Source organism: Oceanobacillus iheyensis HTE831 (assembly GCF_000011245.1).
In the GTDB taxonomy this organism is placed as follows: domain Bacteria; phylum Bacillota; class Bacilli; order Bacillales; family Amphibacillaceae; genus Oceanobacillus; species Oceanobacillus iheyensis.
The window spans coordinates 1327502-1347371 of sequence record NC_004193.1 but is presented as its reverse complement, the minus strand read 5'-3'; the positions used below and the strand labels follow the sequence as shown (position 1 = coordinate 1347371).

The 19870-nt window shown below is 34.4% G+C and carries 19 protein-coding genes; 12 read left to right on the top strand and 7 right to left on the bottom strand.

The features are described 5' to 3' along the window. Window positions 1–21 precede the first annotated feature (21 nt). The 5 genes from ggt to OB_RS06805 form a co-directional block, all read right to left on the bottom strand. Window positions 22–2679 (bottom strand): gamma-glutamyltransferase, encoded by a 2658-nt coding sequence (gene ggt / locus OB_RS18765; RefSeq protein WP_011065707.1) that lies wholly within the window; start codon window positions 2677–2679, stop codon window positions 22–24. Window positions 2680–3012: 333 nt separating this feature from the next. Continuing rightward, the gene (locus OB_RS06820; RefSeq protein ID WP_011065706.1) at window positions 3013–3600 is read right to left on the bottom strand and encodes a CalY family protein; all 588 of its coding nucleotides are present in this window, start codon (window positions 3598–3600) and stop codon (window positions 3013–3015) included. A gap of 21 nt (window positions 3601–3621) precedes the next feature. Further along, entirely contained in the window at window positions 3622–4179 is a 558-nt protein-coding gene (gene sipW / locus OB_RS06815) for a signal peptidase I SipW (RefSeq protein ID WP_011065705.1), read from the bottom strand. Window positions 4180–4199: 20 nt separating this feature from the next. Beyond that, window positions 4200–4583 (bottom strand): hypothetical protein, encoded by a 384-nt coding sequence (locus OB_RS06810; RefSeq protein ID WP_231846999.1) that lies wholly within the window; start codon window positions 4581–4583, stop codon window positions 4200–4202. 81 nt (window positions 4584–4664) lie between these two features. Further along, window positions 4665–6671, bottom strand: a complete 2007-nt coding sequence (locus OB_RS06805) for a glycoside hydrolase family 3 protein (protein WP_011065703.1) — start codon at window positions 6669–6671, stop codon at window positions 4665–4667. A 686-nt stretch (window positions 6672–7357) separates the two neighbouring features. On the opposite strand from OB_RS06805, the gene OB_RS06800 reads away from it, so the two are divergent. The 10 genes from OB_RS06800 to OB_RS06755 all read left to right on the top strand — a co-directional run bounded on the left by OB_RS06800 (window position 7358) and on the right by OB_RS06755 (window position 17001). Beyond that, window positions 7358–7885, top strand: coding sequence for a sigma-70 family RNA polymerase sigma factor (locus tag OB_RS06800; RefSeq protein WP_011065702.1), 528 nt, complete (start codon window positions 7358–7360; stop codon window positions 7883–7885). Further along, window positions 7869–8858: an anti-sigma factor gene (locus tag OB_RS06795; RefSeq protein ID WP_011065701.1), complete on the top strand. Its 990-nt coding sequence runs from the start codon at window positions 7869–7871 to the stop codon at window positions 8856–8858. The genes OB_RS06800 and OB_RS06795 overlap by 17 nt, the downstream gene beginning before the upstream one ends. A gap of 231 nt (window positions 8859–9089) precedes the next feature. Then, complete coding sequence (locus OB_RS06790) at window positions 9090–10547, top strand: flavin monoamine oxidase family protein (protein WP_011065700.1); 1458 nt, start codon at window positions 9090–9092, stop codon at window positions 10545–10547. Window positions 10548–11074: 527 nt separating this feature from the next. Further along, window positions 11075–11746: a hypothetical protein gene (locus tag OB_RS06785; RefSeq protein ID WP_011065699.1), complete on the top strand. Its 672-nt coding sequence runs from the start codon at window positions 11075–11077 to the stop codon at window positions 11744–11746. Between the two features lie 140 nt (window positions 11747–11886). Further along, on the top strand, window positions 11887–12546 hold the full coding sequence (locus tag OB_RS06780) for a hypothetical protein (RefSeq protein WP_011065698.1): 660 nt from the start codon (window positions 11887–11889) through the stop codon (window positions 12544–12546). A gap of 204 nt (window positions 12547–12750) precedes the next feature. Next, window positions 12751–13176 carry a hypothetical protein gene (locus tag OB_RS18120; RefSeq protein ID WP_011065697.1) on the top strand — a complete coding sequence of 142 codons (426 nt, stop codon included), beginning with the start codon at window positions 12751–12753 and terminating at the stop codon, window positions 13174–13176. A gap of 653 nt (window positions 13177–13829) precedes the next feature. Next, window positions 13830–14495, top strand: coding sequence for a hypothetical protein (locus OB_RS06770; RefSeq protein ID WP_011065696.1), 666 nt, complete (start codon window positions 13830–13832; stop codon window positions 14493–14495). Window positions 14496–14501: 6 nt separating this feature from the next. Next, window positions 14502–16373 (top strand): DUF6792 domain-containing protein, encoded by a 1872-nt coding sequence (locus tag OB_RS06765; RefSeq protein WP_011065695.1) that lies wholly within the window; start codon window positions 14502–14504, stop codon window positions 16371–16373. 2 nt (window positions 16374–16375) lie between these two features. Continuing rightward, on the top strand, window positions 16376–16714 hold the full coding sequence (locus OB_RS06760) for a hypothetical protein (RefSeq protein WP_011065694.1): 339 nt from the start codon (window positions 16376–16378) through the stop codon (window positions 16712–16714). Between the two features lie 92 nt (window positions 16715–16806). Further along, window positions 16807–17001, top strand: a complete 195-nt coding sequence (locus OB_RS06755) for a hypothetical protein (RefSeq protein WP_011065693.1) — start codon at window positions 16807–16809, stop codon at window positions 16999–17001. A gap of 399 nt (window positions 17002–17400) precedes the next feature. On the opposite strand, the gene OB_RS06750 is transcribed toward OB_RS06755, so the two are convergent. Next, on the bottom strand, window positions 17401–18096 hold the full coding sequence (locus tag OB_RS06750) for a peptidase E (protein WP_011065692.1): 696 nt from the start codon (window positions 18094–18096) through the stop codon (window positions 17401–17403). A 23-nt stretch (window positions 18097–18119) separates the two neighbouring features. Then, a complete protein-coding gene (locus OB_RS06745) occupies window positions 18120–18512 on the bottom strand; it encodes a DUF4064 domain-containing protein (RefSeq protein WP_011065691.1) in 393 nt (130 codons plus the stop codon). A gap of 438 nt (window positions 18513–18950) precedes the next feature. Here OB_RS06745 and OB_RS18760 point away from each other — a divergent pair, with 438 nt between their 5' ends. Together OB_RS18760 and OB_RS06740 are read left to right on the top strand one after the other, a co-directional pair. Then, complete coding sequence (locus OB_RS18760; RefSeq protein ID WP_011065690.1) at window positions 18951–19076, top strand: hypothetical protein; 126 nt, start codon at window positions 18951–18953, stop codon at window positions 19074–19076. Continuing rightward, complete coding sequence (locus tag OB_RS06740) at window positions 19076–19684, top strand: protein kinase family protein (protein WP_011065689.1); 609 nt, start codon at window positions 19076–19078, stop codon at window positions 19682–19684. Before OB_RS18760 ends, OB_RS06740 begins: the two co-directional genes overlap by 1 nt. Window positions 19685–19870 lie beyond the last annotated feature (186 nt).

Here is a 19870-nt window from a genome sequence, read left to right as displayed (position 1 = left end):
TTGATTAGAGAAATAGATGCGTTATGCATCTATTTCCCATAAATCTAAAATCAGGTATGTTTCTCTTAATAAACGATGATAGACATCTTCAGAAATTTTTCCATTATCGTAGAAATGATTCACAAGTAGTTCCATATTCTCAAGGTGTTTTATTGCTTTATTCATTTGATTTGTTTTTTCATAATGTTGAACAGCTGACAAATGGGTAAGCAGTGTTTTTCCAGCATCTGAACTAATTTCTCCACGTTCTACATTCGATTCTACTAAATCGATTAATTCACTGATGCCAGGAAAATCATCTAAGGTTAAGCCAATGGCCTTTCCTTCTCGAGTTGAATCTGCTGCACCAAAATACATGCCTGATTCCTGATCAAGCACAATACTATTCACATTACCGATTTCTCGCGGACTCGTTTCAAAACGATGTCCAAGTTGTTCCATTCTTTCTCGAACGGATTCACCAATGCCATATTCCCAACGAATGGAAGGATAGGAACTACTATAAATACGAGGTTCTTCAATCGCATCTTTTATATCCATTTCATAGCCTATTGTATTGACAATCGTTTGTGTTACAGATGTAATAATAGTCGCACCACCAGGTGATCCTACTGTCATATAAGGTTTTCCTTCATCTAAAACGATTGTGGGTGTCATACTACTAAGTGGTCGCTTATTTGGCTGTACTTCATTGGCTCCACCTGGAATCGCGTCAAAATCCGTCAATTCATTATTCAACATAATCCCATATTCGGGCACCATTATTCCAGATCCAAATACTTGTTCAATTGTAGTTGTGTAAGAAACAAGATTTCCCCAACGATCAGCAATTGTAAAATGCGTCGTTTGACCATCCACTTTATCATCTGGTTGATCAATAATTGAACTTGGTTGTCCATCTTGATATTCATAAGGGTTTCCAGGTTCTACTTGATCATTCGCTCGATCAGGAGAAATCAACTCTATCCTTTCAGCTACATAATCTGGATGCAACAGTCCTTCTGAAGGTACATCAATAAATTCTGGGTCCCCCATATATGCACCTCGATCTGCATAGGCTAAATGCATCGACTCTGCCATGTAATGATATTTCTCCATAGAACGTATATCGAATTGCGTAAGTTCCAATTGCTCAAACATTTCAAGCAACTGCAACATCGTAATTCCTCCAGAGCTCGGTGGTGGCATAGATGCTATATCATATCTCATATAATCTCCCCAAACCGGAGTCTCTGATGTGGTTTGGTAATTACTTAAATCGGACAATTCCATGCTACTGCCACGATCGCTCACTTCTTCAGCAAGCGCTTCTCCAATTTCTCCATGATAAAATGCTTCCGTTCCCTGTTCTTGAATTAATCGGAAACTTTTTGCTAAGTCTTCCTGAACTAATAAATCTCCTTCTTTTAACGGTGTTCCATTTGGTAAGAATACATCTTTAGCCGCTGTTTTTGATAATTTGTCCTGGTTACTTTCTATCGCATCGGCTAAAGCCCAATTAACCGGAAATCCATCTGCAGCTAGATCGATTGCAGGTTGGATCAATTCCGCTAATTCCATCGTCCCCTGTTGCGCAAGCGCGTCTTCTAATCCCTTTAAAGTCCCTGGAACACCTACTGATAACCCACTTTGTACACGTTCAGAAAATGGGATCACTTCACCAGCAAAAGTGTCGATATTCCAATCATCAGGTTCAGAAGCATTGTCCTCCCAAAGTTTTACCCGTAATTGATTTTCTTCCACTTGAAAACGTAAATTTTGCCAGTCAGTAGTTCCACTTAAAGAAAAACTACCCAAAGTAGATGTGGTAGAATCTTTTGACTGCAATATACGTACTTCATTTGTATTGGTGTTTATTTCTATTCCATAACCGTTCTTCACATATGTTGTACCAGTAGAACGATATTCATCTGCCCTTAACCATAACCGCAGGCGACGGTCCTCACCTGGATCATCCGTGCGAAATCTCAATGATAATTCACTATCTTCTATTTCATCCATGATCGCAGTGGTTTGTCCAAAAGAGGAGGAATTATTTCCATACGGTGGTCCAAATAAGATTTCCCCAAGACCGCTAGTTTCAGAGAATGTAGTCCCTCTCTCATAGATATTAAATTGATCTGCATCCCAGGAGCCTTCTCCACCCTCAAAATCTTCTTCAAAAACCACCTCTGAAGACTGTAAATCTAGTATCTGAATATCATCAACATGAAACTTTGCACCGCCGCTATCTCCATTTAAATCAATCGCTCCGAATAAGAATTTCCCCGGGTCTGTAACAATATTACTTTTATCAATAAACATATCAGGTGTTGCCCCTTGTGGTGCACGTTCCCTGCTATTTACGATAGAAATATCTTCTGATGCAGCATCATAATGCATAAGAAATCCTCCACCGCCAATGCCAGACATCATTGGTTCAACTACATTTAGTGCAAGTTGGGTCGCAACTGCTGCATCAACAGCATTTCCTCCCTGTTTTAATACTTCTGATCCAACTTCTGAAGCGAGTGGATGAGCAGTTACTACCATACCTAGATTACCTTCATCTGTTTGTTCATCTTTAATTCCTGGATTTTCAGGTTCATATCCAGTATTGTCTGCATGGACTTGAGTTGAAGGTAATATTAAACCACATATCAAAACGATTAAGAAAAATATATTTATCGTTTTACGCATTCACTACGTGCCTCCTCTCGTCATTACTCCATAGAAATAAGGTTGGGACATGACAAATAGTTTTGGTAAAAAGACGAATGATACTTAGATTAAGCGAAAAAATACAGAGACTCCTTAAAAATCAAAAATCGATTTTCTGCTGCGATGAAATGCTTTCGAAGTCTGTCTTGTCCTTTAGGAGTTAGGCATAGGTGAAACTCCGATGCTTAAGCATGCAGAGGTTCACCAGTCGCCTTAGGATAAGCGCAGTATATTTCTCACGCGGATTCTCTAACCCAAATCATTCGTTCACCTTTTAACTAATACTTGTGTCCCAACCTCTTCTATTGACTATTATTTTTCTTCACCTTCTGTTTGTAATGCTGTAAATGTCCAAGATAATTCTAGTGAATCTCCTTGAAATTGATTTTGATCTTCACCATTATCTACAAATTGAAATTCAACCACTAAATCATCAATTGAATCTACCGGTAAACCTTGCTCACCTAGTAACGGATAGAATACATTTTCATTGACTGCTTCAGGTGTCATTTCTTTTAATTCTGCCAAAGTAGTTTCATAGATAACTTCATCAAGCTTGTCCGCATTGTAGAGGAACTCCACTCGAATATGATCACCAAAATCCTCTGAGTTATCAGTATTTACATCAGTAACTGTATAGTCTGTATCTAATAACACTTTCTCAATATCAAGTGTTCCATTATTTTGCAACTCAAAATCTCGTGTAATTACATCACCAGGTTTAATATTATCTACGGATATAATTTCTGTTGGGTCTACTCCTAAGTCAATTGTTCCCGCAGCAAATGTATTATTAGTCGTTACAGAATCACTAAAATAAGCATAAGTTCCTCCACTAATAAGTGTTAATCCCAATACAGCCGAAGCAATACCTGTTCCTAATTTCTTTTTAATATCCATTGTAAATTCCTCCTCGTTTTTTTAAGCTGTTTTCTTTTCTACTAATTGTTTTACTTCTTTTAAAGCTTTGCGAATAGTAATTATCGAATAACTAACTAGTAATATCCCTGGAAGAATAAATAATAGTGCTGCTCCTTGTGCAGTGGTGGCAAAATGCAATACATATCCTACAAAAGGAATGGTAATGCCACTATATTCACCGACAATATTTGATACTGGAATCGGACTCACATCAGGACCATTATTTGCATCCCCTTTTGTAATAAACTGCGTTCCGCTATTTTGGACCTCTTGTATTCGGTGAGTAATCAGCATTCCTTCTTCTCCAGTAAATGTAACAATATCACCTCGTTGATAGTCAGCCGGGTTTGCTTTCGTATCAATTACAATGATCGATCCTGTCTGGATACCTGGCTCCATTGAACCAGATAGCACGGATTTCACTTGATATCCAAGAATACTGCCATCGTCTCCATTCGCTTTTGACACGAGTGCTATCGCTAAAAAAGTTATTAATACTATCCAGCTGCATGTGAATATGAATTTACCAACTTTTCGAAAAATACTAGATATACGCATAGCATTCACCCCCTCCTGTTCTATGATTCTTCATCTATTACATCTTCGGGATTCTTTGTTTTACTAGATTCCTCTTTATTCGTTTCTTTCTCCTCTTCATCCATGTCAGTACTAGTCTCATCCTCTTCCTGATGATTCTCATTCCCTTCCTCAGAAGGTAATTCCTTATCTTGTGTTGTATCTTCCTCTACTTGAATTTCTTTCTCTTTAGATTCATTGTCTTTCTCACTGTTTAATTTTTCTTTTTCTAATTTATCTTTTTCTTTATCTTTTTCTTGATTCACTGGTTTTATTTCTTCCGTCTCTTTATCACTTTGTACTTCCTCAACAGTAATTTCTCCTTGAATTTCCTTAGCATCAGAAAATACTGCAGACGTAGGTGAATGAATTTGTAATAGTGTCAAGAGTACTAAGCAAAAGAGAATAGATGATTTTATTAATGTTTGGAACAACATATTTTTCTTCCTTTACTGCTTGGCATTATTTTAGTCTTCCCATTGATCTATCAAACGAAGACTAGTAGTTTCTAGGTAGTTGAACGCCTTTTTACTAAGTGCCTCTTGTTCGTTGTAGTGATCTATTAGTGTTTGAAAGCTTTCCAGATGTTTAATAACTTTGGCTGATTGATTTGTCTTTTCAAACTGTGCCACTGCAGTTAAATGTCTTTCAAACGCCTTCTTCGCTTCATCTGAATTTAATTCCTCATTTGTATGGAGTTCATCTACTAGTGATTTAATATCATTAGCACTTTCTGCACCAACATAATCAACACCATCCCCGATTTCATTTACATCTGGTATGGTCACTGGTAATTTTCCAGAAGGATTAATATCCCCAATTAATGAGGCAGCAACAGCGTCTAGCGAAACATCTAAATAGCTATACGAGTTAAGATAAGCATCGACATTTGGAAATGCCATTAAATCATATGGATTTCGATGAGCGGAAACAACAATTGGTTTGTCTAATTCTTGCAATGCTTCCACTAACATTTGTTGTCGTTCATTTGTATTAGCAGTATAGGTTGTAACAACAACTTTATCTGCCGATTCTGCTCTATCCACTGCTTCTGCAATTTGGTTATCTGTAGGACTAGTTGCCGTACTATAATGTGTACTCTGAATATCTTGTTCTCCTAGTAAATTGGCAATTTTATTCGGATATGCAGCTTGAGGACCTGTTATAAACACTTCTTCATCTTCTTGAAGAGGTAAGACATCCCCATTATTCTTTAGTAACGTGATACTTTTCTCCGCAATTTCACTTGCTGTTTTAAGATGTGACTCTGAACCAATGACATCTAATTTATTACTCTCTGTATAAGGATCTTCAAACAACCCATATTCCATTTTTGCAGAAAGAATTCGATATACCGATTCATCTAATCGTTCTTCACTAATCTCCCCTGACTCTACAGCATCCATAACACCCTCATATGCTACAGGCACGTCTGGGGGATTTAGTAAAATATCAGCTCCAGCCAGAAAAGATTCGACTGCTACACGTTCCGGTGGAACAACATTTGCTCCAGACATTCCTAAGCTATCCGTGATAATTAACCCTTCAAATCCCATATCTTCTCGTAGTAACTCCGTTAATATCGGATAGGATAATGTTGCAGGCATTCCAGAATCGTCTAATGCTGGAACAACAATATGCCCTGTCATAATTGCCCCTACGCCAGCGTCAATTGCTGCTTGGAATGGAGGTAAGTCAACTTCATGCAAAGTCTCTAAATCATGATCTATAACAGGAAGACCATAATGAGAATCTACATCTGTATCACCATGTCCTGGAAAATGTTTTGCCGTAGCTACGACATCCTGATCTTCATAGGCTGTAATTTGCGCTGCTCCCAATTGTGATACCATGTCAGGATCCTCACCAAAAGAGCGGACACCTATGACTGGATTAGCAGGATTAAGATTAACATCTACAGTTGGAGCAAAATTCATATTAATTCCTAAAGCATCCAATTCTTTTCCTAGAATTTCACCACTTCTGGAGGCAAAATCTATGGAATTTGTAGCTCCAATTGCCATATTACCTGGGAATACCGTACCTGGAGAAATCACTCGCTGTACGATGCCACCTTCTTGGTCTGTCGAAACAAATAGCGGTATTTCTGAATCTTGTTCCAGAGCGATATCTTGTAATCCATTTGATAAATCATGCACTTGTTGTTTTTCTAATGGGGTACCGATGTTTTGTGACCAATTGAAATAAATGATTCCTCCAATATGGTAGTTTTCAATTACCTCTTGAAAATTCTTACCGCCACGGTTATTTGTAAGATTTGTAGATTCATAATTTGGATCTGTTGGAGTTTGTCCATATACGTGGACAATAAACAACTGCCCTACTTTCTCTTCGACAGACATATTATTAATCATCGTCTGTATTTCATCCTCTTCTTCAGCAAACGCTGTCATCGGTAAAGTCGTGAAGGTTAATACGATTGATAGAAATAATAGAAAGAATTTACGGACCATCTGCATGCCTCCCCTTTATTTGATATGAAAAGCACTTTCAAAATTCGTCATTCCTCCCTCCTTCGCTCAAACAGAAATTGAAGTAATGTACTTTTTGTAATAGCTAACTAGACTTTAGCAAACCTTGTTTGAAAATGTTGTTGGAATATGTTGTAAATCCGTTTAGGACCTCAAAATGAATAAGGAGGACTAAATCTGCTTTCCACGAAACAAATCAACAGGGATTAAGAATTATTTTTCAATTCAGAATAAAACAAAATACCAACACAAAAATCATTCTTTATATCTATTATTCGATATGACGAAAATTTCCAGATAAATTCCTTTAATAAATTATTTTATTTTCTTCGACAATAATTGTTCTTACACTGTCGAAAAAAGATGAATACTCTCGTTTATGTCGAAGAAAACAATCTATATATTTTAAAAAAAGATAGAGTCAATTTCGTCTTTAAGTTATTGGGTTTAAAATTCGCCGGATTCGCCGTCTTCCATTCCAATCAAAGCCAAGTATTTCCTGTAACCTAAACATTACTATTTAATTCTTACTAATCACTGATATTTTAATGAAAACTGGATTATCAAATTGACTCTATCATAATTAAATCAAATAATTGAAAAATCACTGTAACATTGACTTATTCATATACGTTATTAGCAATGACTTTATATACGGAGAGGAGTTAATGAAGAAAAACCAATTAGAAGAAATCTATATTAAATTTGCCCCCTCTGTTTTCCAATATGCTTATCAACTTTCAAAATCAAAACAAGTCGCTGAAGACCTTACTCAAGAGACATTTCTTCAAGCAACTATTCACCTCCACACATTTAAAGATGAAAGTGTTCGAAGTTGGCTGTTTCGCGTTACTCGAAACGCCTATATTGATGAATGGAGAAAAAAAGTTAAAAGGCAGCATATTTGGTTTCATAAGCTACTACCACAAAAAGAAATATTAAGCCCATACGGACTCCCCGAACAAGAATTATTAGGAAAAGAAATTTCTCAGAATATTACACAGCTACTGCAGTTTCTCCCGGAAAATTACCGTACTGTGATCTATTTACGAGAATTTGAAGAATTTTCTTATCACGAAATTATGCAAACGACAGAGTTAAGTGAAAACCAAGTCAAGGTAACCCTGTTTCGTGCAAGAAAGAGATTACAACAATTAGTAATCAAGAAAGGATGGTACAATGAAAGAATGGAATAAAGATATGGAAAAGAAGATTTTAAAAAAATACCGCTTCACACTTCAATTTCGGGTATTACGTATTATATTAGCTGTAATTTTCATTTATATATTGTATATGACGGTAATTAACATCGCTGCTGACCGATTACATATTACAAATAAGAATATGTACTTTTCCATGTTAGCGTTAGAATGGACTACTCCTAATTCAACCGGGTCTGTAACTAATCAATCAGAAATGACTATATTTGGAACAAATAAAATAACTTACCCTATCAGCAAACGTATAGGAACAGAACAACAATTTATCGGAGAAGCAGAGGTCCATAAAACATTTATGAGTTATTTTTCTTCTATTAACTATTCACAAATTAATTCAGAGGAATTATCACCATTTGATTTTTATTTACCGGAAGACCCGAATACAAATAAACCTGTAACTGGAACTAATAATGAGAACGTATGGAATTCATTAGAACAATTACCAGAAGGAACTGTAGGCGAGCTCGCTTTTTCTACAGATGAATACATGAGCCCTGAAGAATTGCAATCAAAATTACAAGATATCGATATAAAACTTCTATGGATGCCGCTTTATACTGGAGAATTTATAACATATGAACCTGAAAGTTGGTCCACTAGCAATAAACAAGTTGCTATTACAGACCGATTGGGGTTAACCCCAGGAATAGAACATAGCAAAGATTACTTATTATCAACTAGAAATGATGAGCTATCCGATGTAGAACAGAGTCAAAACATCATGTTAAAAAATATGGAAGACCTTCTCGATCAGTCAGAGAGTTACTATACTAATTTTCTTGACTTAAAACATTTACAAACACAATATCAATACATCATAGATGAAGGGTTTGTCACTTACGGTGCAGTTGTCACAGGTCCAGTAAAAGAATTAGAAAGACTTGAGGACTTACCTTTTATTCAGAATGAAGAATTGGGAGAGGTAGAATTATGGAATTGGGATAAGTGATTAAACGAAGGAGGCCCGAATACTATGACACAAAGTATTCGGGTTTTAATTGATTTAAATACGGAACATTCGATTTTCACATCGTTGTTTTCTTCATGATATAAGCAAGCAGAGACAATTTAACCGTATGTTTATCTGAATCGAATGTAACTTTCCCCCACCTCATCTTCTTTATCCATCATATAAGGCATAAATAACTCATATGATGTTCTAAAAAAGGGTGGTAATCAGATGAACACACGAGAACCAACTCAACTACGTTACCCCGAAGATTATCTTCAAATCATCGATAATGGTATCGAAGAGAAAAGTAATCCTAAACGAATGATTATTATTGGTGCTGGTTTGGCTGGATTAGTTGCCGGACATTTACTTAAGGCCGCTGGACATGATGTAGTGATTCTTGAAGCAAATAAACGTATTGGAGGAAGAGTTTATACAATACGTAAACCACTCACCGAAGGAAATTATTTAGATGTCGGTGCAATGAGAATTCCTAATTATCATCGACTAGTACATGCATATATTAAAAAATTCAATTTGAGAATTCATCCATTTATAAACAAAACTCCTGAAGATATCATTTTTGTTAATAATGTTCGAACAACAAGAGAAGCTTATGAAGCAAATCCCGACATATTAAACTTTCCCCTACCCGAACATGAGAAAGGAAAAACAGCTGAGCAACTTCTTCAAGAAGCCATTGATCCATTTGTCGAACTATATACTAATAGTGATGAACAAGAACAAAGATTATTAGAAGAGAAGTATAAAGGTTATTCTATTGGTGAATTTCTACAAAAGAATCCATTAGGACCTTCCCTTTCACCATATGCAATAAGATTAATTGGGATAATTTCTGGACTAGAAGGATTTCCACAAGGTAGTTTTGTAGATGTCATTACCGATATTCTAGAACCTTTAACCGTAGAGAATGTTTATTTTGACGCTATCAACAACGGGAATGACAGATTGCCATATTCTATCTCTAAGCAACTTGAGGAAAATATAAAAATAGAACAAAGGGTCATCTCCATTCGTCAATCATCTTCACATATTACTGTTCAGACTGATAAAAAACAAACGTATAAAGGAGATTATGTAATAAACACCTCCCCATTCTCTGTCTTTCAATTTATTGATGTAATTCCCTATGAATCTATTTCATTTCAAAAATGGCAGATTATCCGTCAATTACTGCATATACCTTCTGTCAAAATAGGCATCGAATTCAAAGAAAGGTTCTGGGAAGATTTAAAGATGGGAAATGCTATCTCTGACCTTCCCAGCAGATTCTCTTACATACCTAGTTATGGCAAAGGAACGAAAGGACCGGCTGTATTATTAGCTAGTTATAGTTGGGGTGAAGATGCCCTACTCTGGACTAGTACGACTCCAACCCTTATGGTACAAATGATTTTAAAAGATCTTGCCAAAATATACGGCAATATAGTTTACAAACAATTTTCTCGTTCCATATATTTTAACTGGAGCCTTAATCCATTTTCAGCTGGATGCTTCACCCTATTATCACCATTACTCGGTGCCGCAGTTACGGAAGACTTCATCAGGCAACCAGAAGGTAGAATTCACTTTGCTGGAGAACACACCTCTGATTTTAACGGCTGGATGGAAGGCGCTATTCAATCAGGAATAAGAGCAGCAATGGAAGTGAATCAGCGAGAGTAAGTTAGCATTTTTTTCTTCTATAGTTATGTCAACATTATTAAAATGTAATACGGAGGTATTTAGTAATGAAAAAGTTGTTGTTTCTACCCCTAGTGTGTTGTATCTTGCTTGTTGCTTGTAGTGATAATACAGTTCAAGCAGATTATAGGAAAATGATGAATAGCCTAGAATTAGAAAATATGATGAGGAAGATATAATATCAAGTGGTACAACAGTTGAGTTAGAAGGAAAAATAACGAGGATAACAGAAAATCTAAAAACACCTATAACAAAAAGTTCAGATCGTGACGATGCAGAACATGAATCATTTATCCTAAAGGAAAGTAACCATCTTCAAATTGAGGATTCTGACGGTGATACTTATGTTATTGTTACCGATTCAATTGACGTTAACCCTTTAAGAAAATACAGATGTGCTATCTGTATTTTCTGTTTTCATAATTTTTACTTAATATCATTGATTTAGATTAGATAATCTATATACTTATATGTGTTGAAGACGATTACCTATGTTGGAGGATTACTTGATGAAAAAATATATGTGGTTACTATTAGCTGTCTTTGTCTTAATTATCATAGGTGGTTGTGGTATGAATAATGAACAAGAAAAAAATTTGTCTCCTTCTGAAATGAATGCCGAAGACTTACCCGATGTTCCTGCCCTTCAAGATGAGTTTACACGAGAATTTATACAATCCACGGAACCTGTTCGTGAAGGCTACTACCCTTTCTTATCCAAGTCAAAGAGTTTTACAATGGACTTTCCACAGGACATGATTGTAAATAATGAAAGTCATATCGTTGGTCCAGATAATAGAAGCGAAACTATCACTTGGGGGCCTTCTGATAGAAATTTAGAAGTATATCCAAATTTTATTTTACACTATTACAGAGGAGAACCTGACGAAGAAAATAGTAAAAATACAATCAAACTTAGCCATGATAGAGATTTAAATTTTGAAGATATAAAAACAAATAATGAAACTTATTTATCCATTGCAGATTACAAGTTTAACGAGAAACTTTATTCTATAGCAGCATTAAGTTGGAGTAAATACGGAGAGATTCAAATTGGGGTAAGTTTAATGTGTGAAGATAATCTTGAAGAGAATCAATGTCAAGGAAATGTTGACAAGGAAAAAGAAAATATTATTGAAATATTAAAAACGATAGATGTAATTGATAATGAAAGAAAATGACTTTTAGTTCAAAAATAAATTAATTTTCATTTCTTCTAGAAAATAATGCTTATGCCATTTTATTATTTCATAAATTTAAACTTTTTGATTCAGGGTATATATTCTTTATACTATAAAGATTTACGTTGGAGGAATGCCTCATGAAAAAATATATGTGGTTATTAATTGTCCTATTAATTACAGGAGGTTGCGGTATCAATGGTGATCAAGAAGAAAATTTACTTCCTTCTGAAATGAGTGCCGAAGACTTACCCGATGTTCCAGCCCTTCAAGATGCATTCACCCGAGAATTTATACAATCCTCTGATCCTGTGCGCGAAGGTTTCTATCCTTTCTTATCCAAGTCAAATAGTTTTACAATGGACTTCCCTGAGGATATGGTGATCAGTAGCAAAGCCCATAATATTGGACCAGATGATAGAAGTGAGACTATTACTTTTGCAGATGTTGATGAAACTAAAGAGATTTTTGTAAACTATAACTTACACTATTATAAAGGAGAACCTAATGTTGAGAGTAGTATGAATCGCATCTCCAAAAGTCATGATAGAGAATTAGAATTTAGAGATATAAAAACGGACAATAATTCAAACTTATCAATTTCAGAATATAAACCAGATGAACAGTTTTATACCGTCGCTGTATTTATTTGGAACACAGATGGCCAAATAGATTTGAATGTAAGTTTGAGATGTAACGACAAACTTAATACAAAAAAATGCCTAGAGAAAATAAATTCTGAAAAAGAACTTATTATTGAACAGATAAAATCTATAAATATCTTAAACAAGAATAAATAGAAATTAATATTTCACGGGGAGCACACTCATATGAACTATTACTACGTTCCATGATCCATATGAAATTTATTTAAGGTAGTATCTTATTCTATATGAGATTGGGACAAAAATATTCACTTAAAAGATGGAACTGAATGAAGGTCCATTGAAAACCCACTTCAGGACTGGGTAACAAGATTAAGATTTACGTTGGAGGAATACCTCATGAAAAAATATTTGTGGTTATTAGTTGTCCTATTAATTACAGGAGGTTGCGGTATCAATGGTGATCAAGAAGAAAATTTACTTCCTTCTGATATGAACTTCGAAGACTCACCTGATGTTCCGGCCCTTCAAGATGAGTTTACACGGGAATTTATACAATCCACAGAACCTGTTCGTGAAGGCTCCTTCCCTTTCTTATCCAAGTCAAATGGTTTTACGATGGACTTTCCTGAGGATATGGTGATAGACGAAAAAAGTCATATCGTTGGTCCAGATAACCGTAGTGAAACACTGGTTATAGGTTATAAAGAAGCAATTAATGATATCTTTATAAGTCATACATTCAACTACTTTAACGCTATCTCAAGTCCAGATAATAGTAAGGAGCAGCTCTCCCAAAATGCTGGTTATGACATAGAATTTTAAAAATATAGATAGTAACAATACAAAAACATTTGATACTGCAGAGTATAAAATAAATGACAAGAGGTTAATGCTAGTTTCATTATTATGGAATGATAATGAAACTAGCATTAACCTCTACCATAAAATGTACTAATGAATTGAACGAAAATAATTGCGAAAGCAAGATAAATAACCATAAAAATGGTATCATTGAACAATTTAAATCAATAAAATTTGAAGATTATAAAAGTGAGTGAGTAGTATGAATCCTAATCTATTTAATACCCCCTAAAATTAAAACAAGAATTATATTATTTTGTAGTGAAAACTTCACTTTGATTGTAATGAAAGATGGCGACTCCTACAGGTATAGCACGAGCTGAAGATCCACTTGAAAAGTGTTTTTCTTTTCAAGTTAGCTGAGGCCGTACCCGCTAAAAAGCGTGCGTCTGCAATGGAAATCAAACAGCACAATATTTGGATTTTATATCAAATATATTATTTATGAAATTGATTGAAATAGATTCTCCCTTTCACTTTCACCTCTTTTAGTCAATAATACTTACGACATTTGTATTGTTTTCATAATTTTTACTTATTTATATTGATTTAGGGTATATAATCTATATACTTATATACGATGAAGATTAAGACCTATGTTGGAGGTATGCCTCATGAAAAAATATATGTGGTTATTATTAGTTGTCTTATTTATTATAGGAGGTTGTGGTATGAATAATGATCCAGAAGAAAATGTGTCTCCTTCTGAAATGAATGCCGAAGACTTACCCGATGTTCCAGCCCTTCAAGATGAATTCACACGAAAATTTATACAGTCTACTAAGCCTGTTCGTGAAGGCTTCTACCCTTTCTTATCCAAGTCAAAGAGTTTTACGATGGACTTTCCTGAGGATATGGTAATCAGTAACAGAACCCATAATATTGGACCAGATGATAGAAGTGAGACTATTACTTTTGCAGATGTTGATAAAACTAAAGAGATTTTTGTAAACTATAGTTTACGCTATTTCAAAGGAGAGCCTAATGTTGAGTATACTATGATTCGCATGACAGAAAGTCATGATCGAGAGTTAGAATTTAGAGATATTGAAACGGACAATAATTCAAATTTATCCATTGCAGAATATAGACCAGATGAACAGTTTTATATCATCGCAGTATTTATTTGGAATACACATGGTCAAATAAATTTGACTATAAGGTTAAGGTGTAACGATAAACTTGAAGCAAACCAATGCTCAGAAAAAACAAATTCCGAAAAAGAAAAATTGATGAAACAAATTAAATCTATAAACATAATTAATAGTAAAAAGGAGTAATGTTAAATGGAAAATATTTTATCTACTCCTGAATTAAAAACTAGAATAATCGATTTAGAATATAAACATTTTTCTCCTAAAGCATTACAAAATACTTCTTTAAATGAAGCAAAAGATAACTTTGAAAAAGATTTTAAAAAAATATATTTAGAAGAAACAGGGGAATTACTTGAAGGAGATCTTACTCTATTTCATTCATCCCAATCAAATAATAAAAATGTCAATCAATCCAGTTATGATGGTACCGCATTATATATTGATAATGGTAAAACAGAAGAAGTATATATAATATCTCAAGGGACACAAGATTCACATGATTGGGAATATAATATAAAAGCAATGTTTGCAGGACAATCCAGTGAGCAGGCTGATGCAACTAAAGAATTTGTCCTGGAGACATATAATACGTTCCAAATAAGTGGAGAAATAAATACTTTAGGCTTGTCCCACTCTTTAGCACATAACAACAATACAACAGCACACTTAGCTTTCGATACGTTTGATGAAATTTTTAGCGTTAACGGAGCACAAACCAATTATTATCAGTTATATCACCTTGACTTAGATTTTCAAATTAAAGTCAATAAAGAATTTCCGATTTTTTCAGATGCCGACATCTACGACATCCCACCTCAAGAACTTCACGATTTTGCGAGAGATTACTACAGTGACAAAGAAAAAAATATAACGCAACTTATTTCTGAAGATGACCCACTATACGCCGTAAGTGGTATACGTGGTTTTCTAACATTAGGATCCGTTCAGTATATTAACACGAATCCAACCCTTCCTGGTTTACGTGAAATAGTTGATGATATTCCCGACGATATCATAGTTAGTTTTCAAAAAATGGCCATCGATTACGCGATAGCAGCAGAGCAAGGTGGAATGAATGCTGGTATTGAGAAATTACTTGGAGTTAACCCTTCATTATTTGAAGATAAAAGTAGCGGAATGGACTATTTCCAATGGTATATTACGAGTCCTTCTGAAGTAGACACTGTCATCCGTGACTTAAACGACAATGTTCCGATATTAAACGAAAAGATTAAAATCATAACAGATAACTCAGAATTAATTTTCGGAAGGCTCTATGAAGCTGGTTATATTACTAAGAAGCAACAAGATACATTAATCACCGAATTCGGTAATTTGCAGCACGAACTTAATGAGATTCAAGAATTAATAGAAAGGAATATAAGTGTACGAGATTTGAATGATGCATTTGCTACATTCGGCGCAGATTCTGGTACCATTATAAAAATCATGCAACACGGGAAAAACTTCACAGAAATCTTTAAAAATATTCAAGATAGTAATGTCCTCCACAACTTAGAAGCAATTACAGATAGTCATAGTCTGATAGAAATGCTTTCTTCAATAAATGGTAATGGTAGTAATAAATCTTATCTTGGAAGAGATATGGTATTAACCTCCAGTAAAGGAGAAAACATACAAATTAATATATCTGCGGCACTACGAATGTATCAACAATGCTTTCCCCTTCTTGGAGAGAAATCCACCATGATTAATAACCTCGAAAATGCAGTGATTGATGAAATCCAAACCGCATTTAATGAAGAAAAACAAAAAGTAATGTCCAAGATAAATGAAATGGAAGCTAGTCCTGGCTTATACAGAGATTTACTAAGAAAACACATTTACTTTCCACGTTTAAATAAGACTGTTCGTCAAATTAATGTCCATGAAGCATTTCTTCCTCTAGAACAAGCTGATCTTGATGAGGAAATTAGTTACATGCGACAGTCCGTGGAAAAAGGGAAAAAACATATTGAGACGTACCGAACGTCCATTGAAGATTTATTTGAAGCAGAGGATCATGTTTCAGATATGTTCAAGTTAATTGGGAGGATCTAATTATGAGTGAATTACACTCTATCACCGTTACTGAGAATATACTTAGTAATGAAGATTTTTCATATAAAAAAGATACATTACGAAAACATGTGAATAATATACAAGAACAAGATGATCAATTTTATAAACTTATTGAAGACGTTATTGTTGGAGAAGATCAGAAAGGAAAGATTGTAGATTCTCTGCAAAGTGAGTCTCGCCTTCTACAGTTACATGACGTATCTATTGGCCTTACTTTAAATTATAAAATCAACCGAGTGGTAACTAATTTCAATGAACAAGTAGAAGATATGAAAGAACAGCGATTAACCATAACTTACGAAAATACACCATCAACATAAACTATCGGATCTTACTTTTATTATTTTTTTCAGATTTAATATTAAGTTTTATCTTTTCTTATAAGGGAATATCAAATAGTAGAGGTGATACTATGGTAGATCACAATAATCCAAAAGATAAAGATGAGAAAAGAAAAGTAGAAAATCGTACTAAGCTAGATGAATTTGAAAACCAAAAATTTGCAGATGACGTTCCAATGGAAGATTTAAAAATTGAATTAAAAGATGAAAAGAAGAAAACAAAATCAAAAAATGATTCACAAAGTCAACGCAAACATGAGAAGTAAAGCGTTCTCTTCCGAATGCTTTACTTCTCATGTTTTAGATAGGTTCTTTAAATTCTTGGAAGGTATTAATTCCAAAAAATGCAACATTGCCGAGTAATGAATTAATATAAATCTAATACTTTGTTAGCAATTGATTTCGGTTGTTGTAGTTTCATATAATAATCTTCTGCTAACCATTACCTTCTTTTATATTTTTTCATTCTTCCTTCATGGGAACCAATGTAACAATCACGATTAAGAGCTCTCTGATATCTAATATTTCTTGGACAATCTAAAAAATTTGTATAATCGTAATACTCTTCCCACTCTTCTCTTAAAAGGAAAACTCCTTCAATAATAACAAAAGCAGTCCGATTCCACTAAAAGTTACCATATAGTTCATCAAATTCTCCTTTTTCTTCACCCTAAATAATTTACTTTTAATGTTTTCTCCATTACTTTGTTATCTTCCAAAAATACTTTATAGGCACTGCTGCTTGGTCTAGAACTAACAATAGATTGAAGGTCAGTACCTACGAAATGTAGCGCTACACCATCATCCACCCCATAACCAGACTTTATTTGTTGACTCTCAATTAAATATTGATAAATTGGTCTTCTATTTTTTTCCCCATCATAATGCGGACAATTACTACCTTTCAAAAACCCAAGAGCTTTAATCATTTCTAAATCTTCTCCATATGAATCGGTTGCTCCCTCTTCAAACCAACAGATGGATCCAGCACTAATCCCCGCCAATACAATACCAGAATTCCAAGCTCTTTCTAAAACAGGTACTATCTCCCAATCTCTCCAAAGTGCTAACATATTTTTTGTGTTACCACCTCCAACATAAATAATGTCTTTTTCTAAAATATAATTTTGTATATCTCGCATTGGTGGTTTAAATAAGGATAAATGTGACGGTATGCATTCCAGTTTTCGAAATGACTGATAGAACCTTTCAATATAATTATCTGCGTCTCCGCTAGCAGTGGGGAGAAACATTACTTTCGGGTTCGAATTATTAGATTGATCTAGTATGTATTTATCTAGTAAAAAATTTTCCGGCTCCATAGAAAAACCCCCACCTCCTAAAGCAATTATTTGTCTCATAATTACACCTCCTCCCCCCTGTTCTAAACTGCAATATTATTTTTCGGTTTTCTAACAAAACACATAATCCCTGCAACGATGTACAGTAATGTATGAATACCAAATCCAGTAAAAATAAACACTCCTGTCATACAGCTAGCTGAAACAAACATTATACCGGATAACTTACTGTTTACTTTCAATTTTAGAACACCTATTAATCCCAATATAAAACTAATAAAATACATAACTGCCGGAAGCCATAATAGATGAAGAAAAATAGAAAAGATCATAGGCAAATCTTCATGAGGAATAACAGATGTGCCCTCTCTAAGATTCACATTAATTATAAGTGCAAAAATCCCTAAGAAAATTGCAAATCCTGCATCGACACAAACTGCAATTGTACTTAATATCCTTTCAACAGATCGATTCACACACTCTCTCCTTTCACTCAACCGTATAATTTTATTAATCCTTTTAATCTATATCCACAAAGCTTACCACCATAATATATGTGTGTAATATGATTAGATTCTTTATCCATTTATGATATTGTTAGTCATATGATTCGTTCCCTGTGAATAGTATAATTTATCCAAAGACAAACTGCCAAATATTCTGAGAAAGAAGAGTTTTTACATTTTACAATGCTTAATACTTGCTTATATATGAACAAGCCTATATAATATATTCAAATATCATTGAAATTAATCCCAAAGGGGAGTAGCATAATAGCAGCTGTCGTCATTACAGGAGAAATCCTCGGCACTGCTGGCAACGAATTATATTGTTGCTTGCGAGACCTTTGCTCAATTTAGTGGGCAAAGGTCTCTTTTTTGACTTATTGCCACACTTTTAAAGGAGGTAATTACATGTCTAAGATTACAAAACTATTGAAATCTAAAGTGGTAAAAGAAGGAATGAAACAAGCTCAAAAACATGCACTACCAATAATAAAAAAGGAACTAGCAAAAAGGAAAGGTAAGTATAAGAAATAATGAAATCATCTAGATACAACTTCTATGTCTCCACCGTTTCATTTATTAATAAAAACAGGCAAGTAAAAGTACTTCAACATCACCCCGATCTACAAATTTATGGAACGGGCAGAAGTGCTGTTGTGTTTAAAGTGAACGGAGAACATAAAGTCATTAAGATTTTTTATCCACCTTTTGAAGAAACAGCCATTCAAGAGAAAAATAACTATGAAAAGCTAGAAGGTAGTAATTATTATCCAACCATTTATGAATCCGGACCTAACTATTTGGTCATGGATTTAATTGAAGGAAAAACTTTTTTTGAGTGTTTAGCAGAAGGGATATTATTAGAATCAGACTATGTACACCAAGTTGAAGAAGGATTGCAATACGCAAGGGAAGTTGGTTTAAATCCTTCCGATATTCATTTGCACAACCTGATCGTTACAAAAGAAGGATCAATAAAAATTATAGATGTCGCTCGTTTTTCCCAAGAGAAACAATGCACGCAATGGCAAGATTTAAAAAATGGATACGAAAAATACTATCATCGAACTTATTTTCCTACTAAAATTCCAAAATGGATAATGAATAGTGTTTCCAAACTGTACCGGCTTCTTAATAACTAGTCTGATAAGAGGTCGGTACATCCTGCTCATAAGGCAAATGTATTAGAAAAATTTGTTAGAATTATACGGACCCCCTTTGTGAGGAAGACCAAGGTGGGCCCCCGATGTATGAACAACCGAGGGTTCCCATCCCATTCGTGTTGGTGTTGTAAGCGCAGTATTTTCTGAAACGATTTCTTAAATCCA

Bases quoted from the DNA above. Each gene is read 5' to 3' on its own strand.
- OB_RS06765 (WP_011065695.1), top strand. From the start codon at position 14,502: ATGGAAAATATTTTATCTACTCCTGAATTAAAAACTAGAATAATCGAT.
- OB_RS06770 (WP_011065696.1), top strand. From the start codon at position 13,830: ATGAAAAAATATATGTGGTTATTATTAGTTGTCTTATTTATTATAGGA.
- OB_RS06820 (WP_011065706.1), bottom strand. From the start codon at position 3,600: ATGGATATTAAAAAGAAATTAGGAACAGGTATTGCTTCGGCTGTATTG.
- OB_RS18760 (WP_011065690.1), top strand. From the start codon at position 18,951: ATGTCTAAGATTACAAAACTATTGAAATCTAAAGTGGTAAAAGAAGGA.
- OB_RS06790 (WP_011065700.1), top strand. From the start codon at position 9,090: ATGAACACACGAGAACCAACTCAACTACGTTACCCCGAAGATTATCTT.
- OB_RS18120 (WP_011065697.1), top strand. From the start codon at position 12,751: ATGAAAAAATATTTGTGGTTATTAGTTGTCCTATTAATTACAGGAGGT.
- OB_RS06760 (WP_011065694.1), top strand. From the start codon at position 16,376: ATGAGTGAATTACACTCTATCACCGTTACTGAGAATATACTTAGTAAT.
- OB_RS06750 (WP_011065692.1), bottom strand. From the start codon at position 18,096: ATGAGACAAATAATTGCTTTAGGAGGTGGGGGTTTTTCTATGGAGCCG.
- OB_RS06740 (WP_011065689.1), top strand. From the start codon at position 19,076: ATGAAATCATCTAGATACAACTTCTATGTCTCCACCGTTTCATTTATT.
- OB_RS06780 (WP_011065698.1), top strand. From the start codon at position 11,887: ATGAAAAAATATATGTGGTTATTAATTGTCCTATTAATTACAGGAGGT.
- OB_RS06795 (WP_011065701.1), top strand. From the start codon at position 7,869: ATGAAAGAATGGAATAAAGATATGGAAAAGAAGATTTTAAAAAAATAC.
- OB_RS06785 (WP_011065699.1), top strand. From the start codon at position 11,075: ATGAAAAAATATATGTGGTTACTATTAGCTGTCTTTGTCTTAATTATC.
- OB_RS06800 (WP_011065702.1), top strand. From the start codon at position 7,358: ATGAAGAAAAACCAATTAGAAGAAATCTATATTAAATTTGCCCCCTCT.
- OB_RS06805 (WP_011065703.1), bottom strand. From the start codon at position 6,671: ATGGTCCGTAAATTCTTTCTATTATTTCTATCAATCGTATTAACCTTC.
- OB_RS06755 (WP_011065693.1), top strand. From the start codon at position 16,807: ATGGTAGATCACAATAATCCAAAAGATAAAGATGAGAAAAGAAAAGTA.
- sipW (WP_011065705.1), bottom strand. From the start codon at position 4,179: ATGCGTATATCTAGTATTTTTCGAAAAGTTGGTAAATTCATATTCACA.
- ggt (WP_011065707.1), bottom strand. From the start codon at position 2,679: ATGCGTAAAACGATAAATATATTTTTCTTAATCGTTTTGATATGTGGT.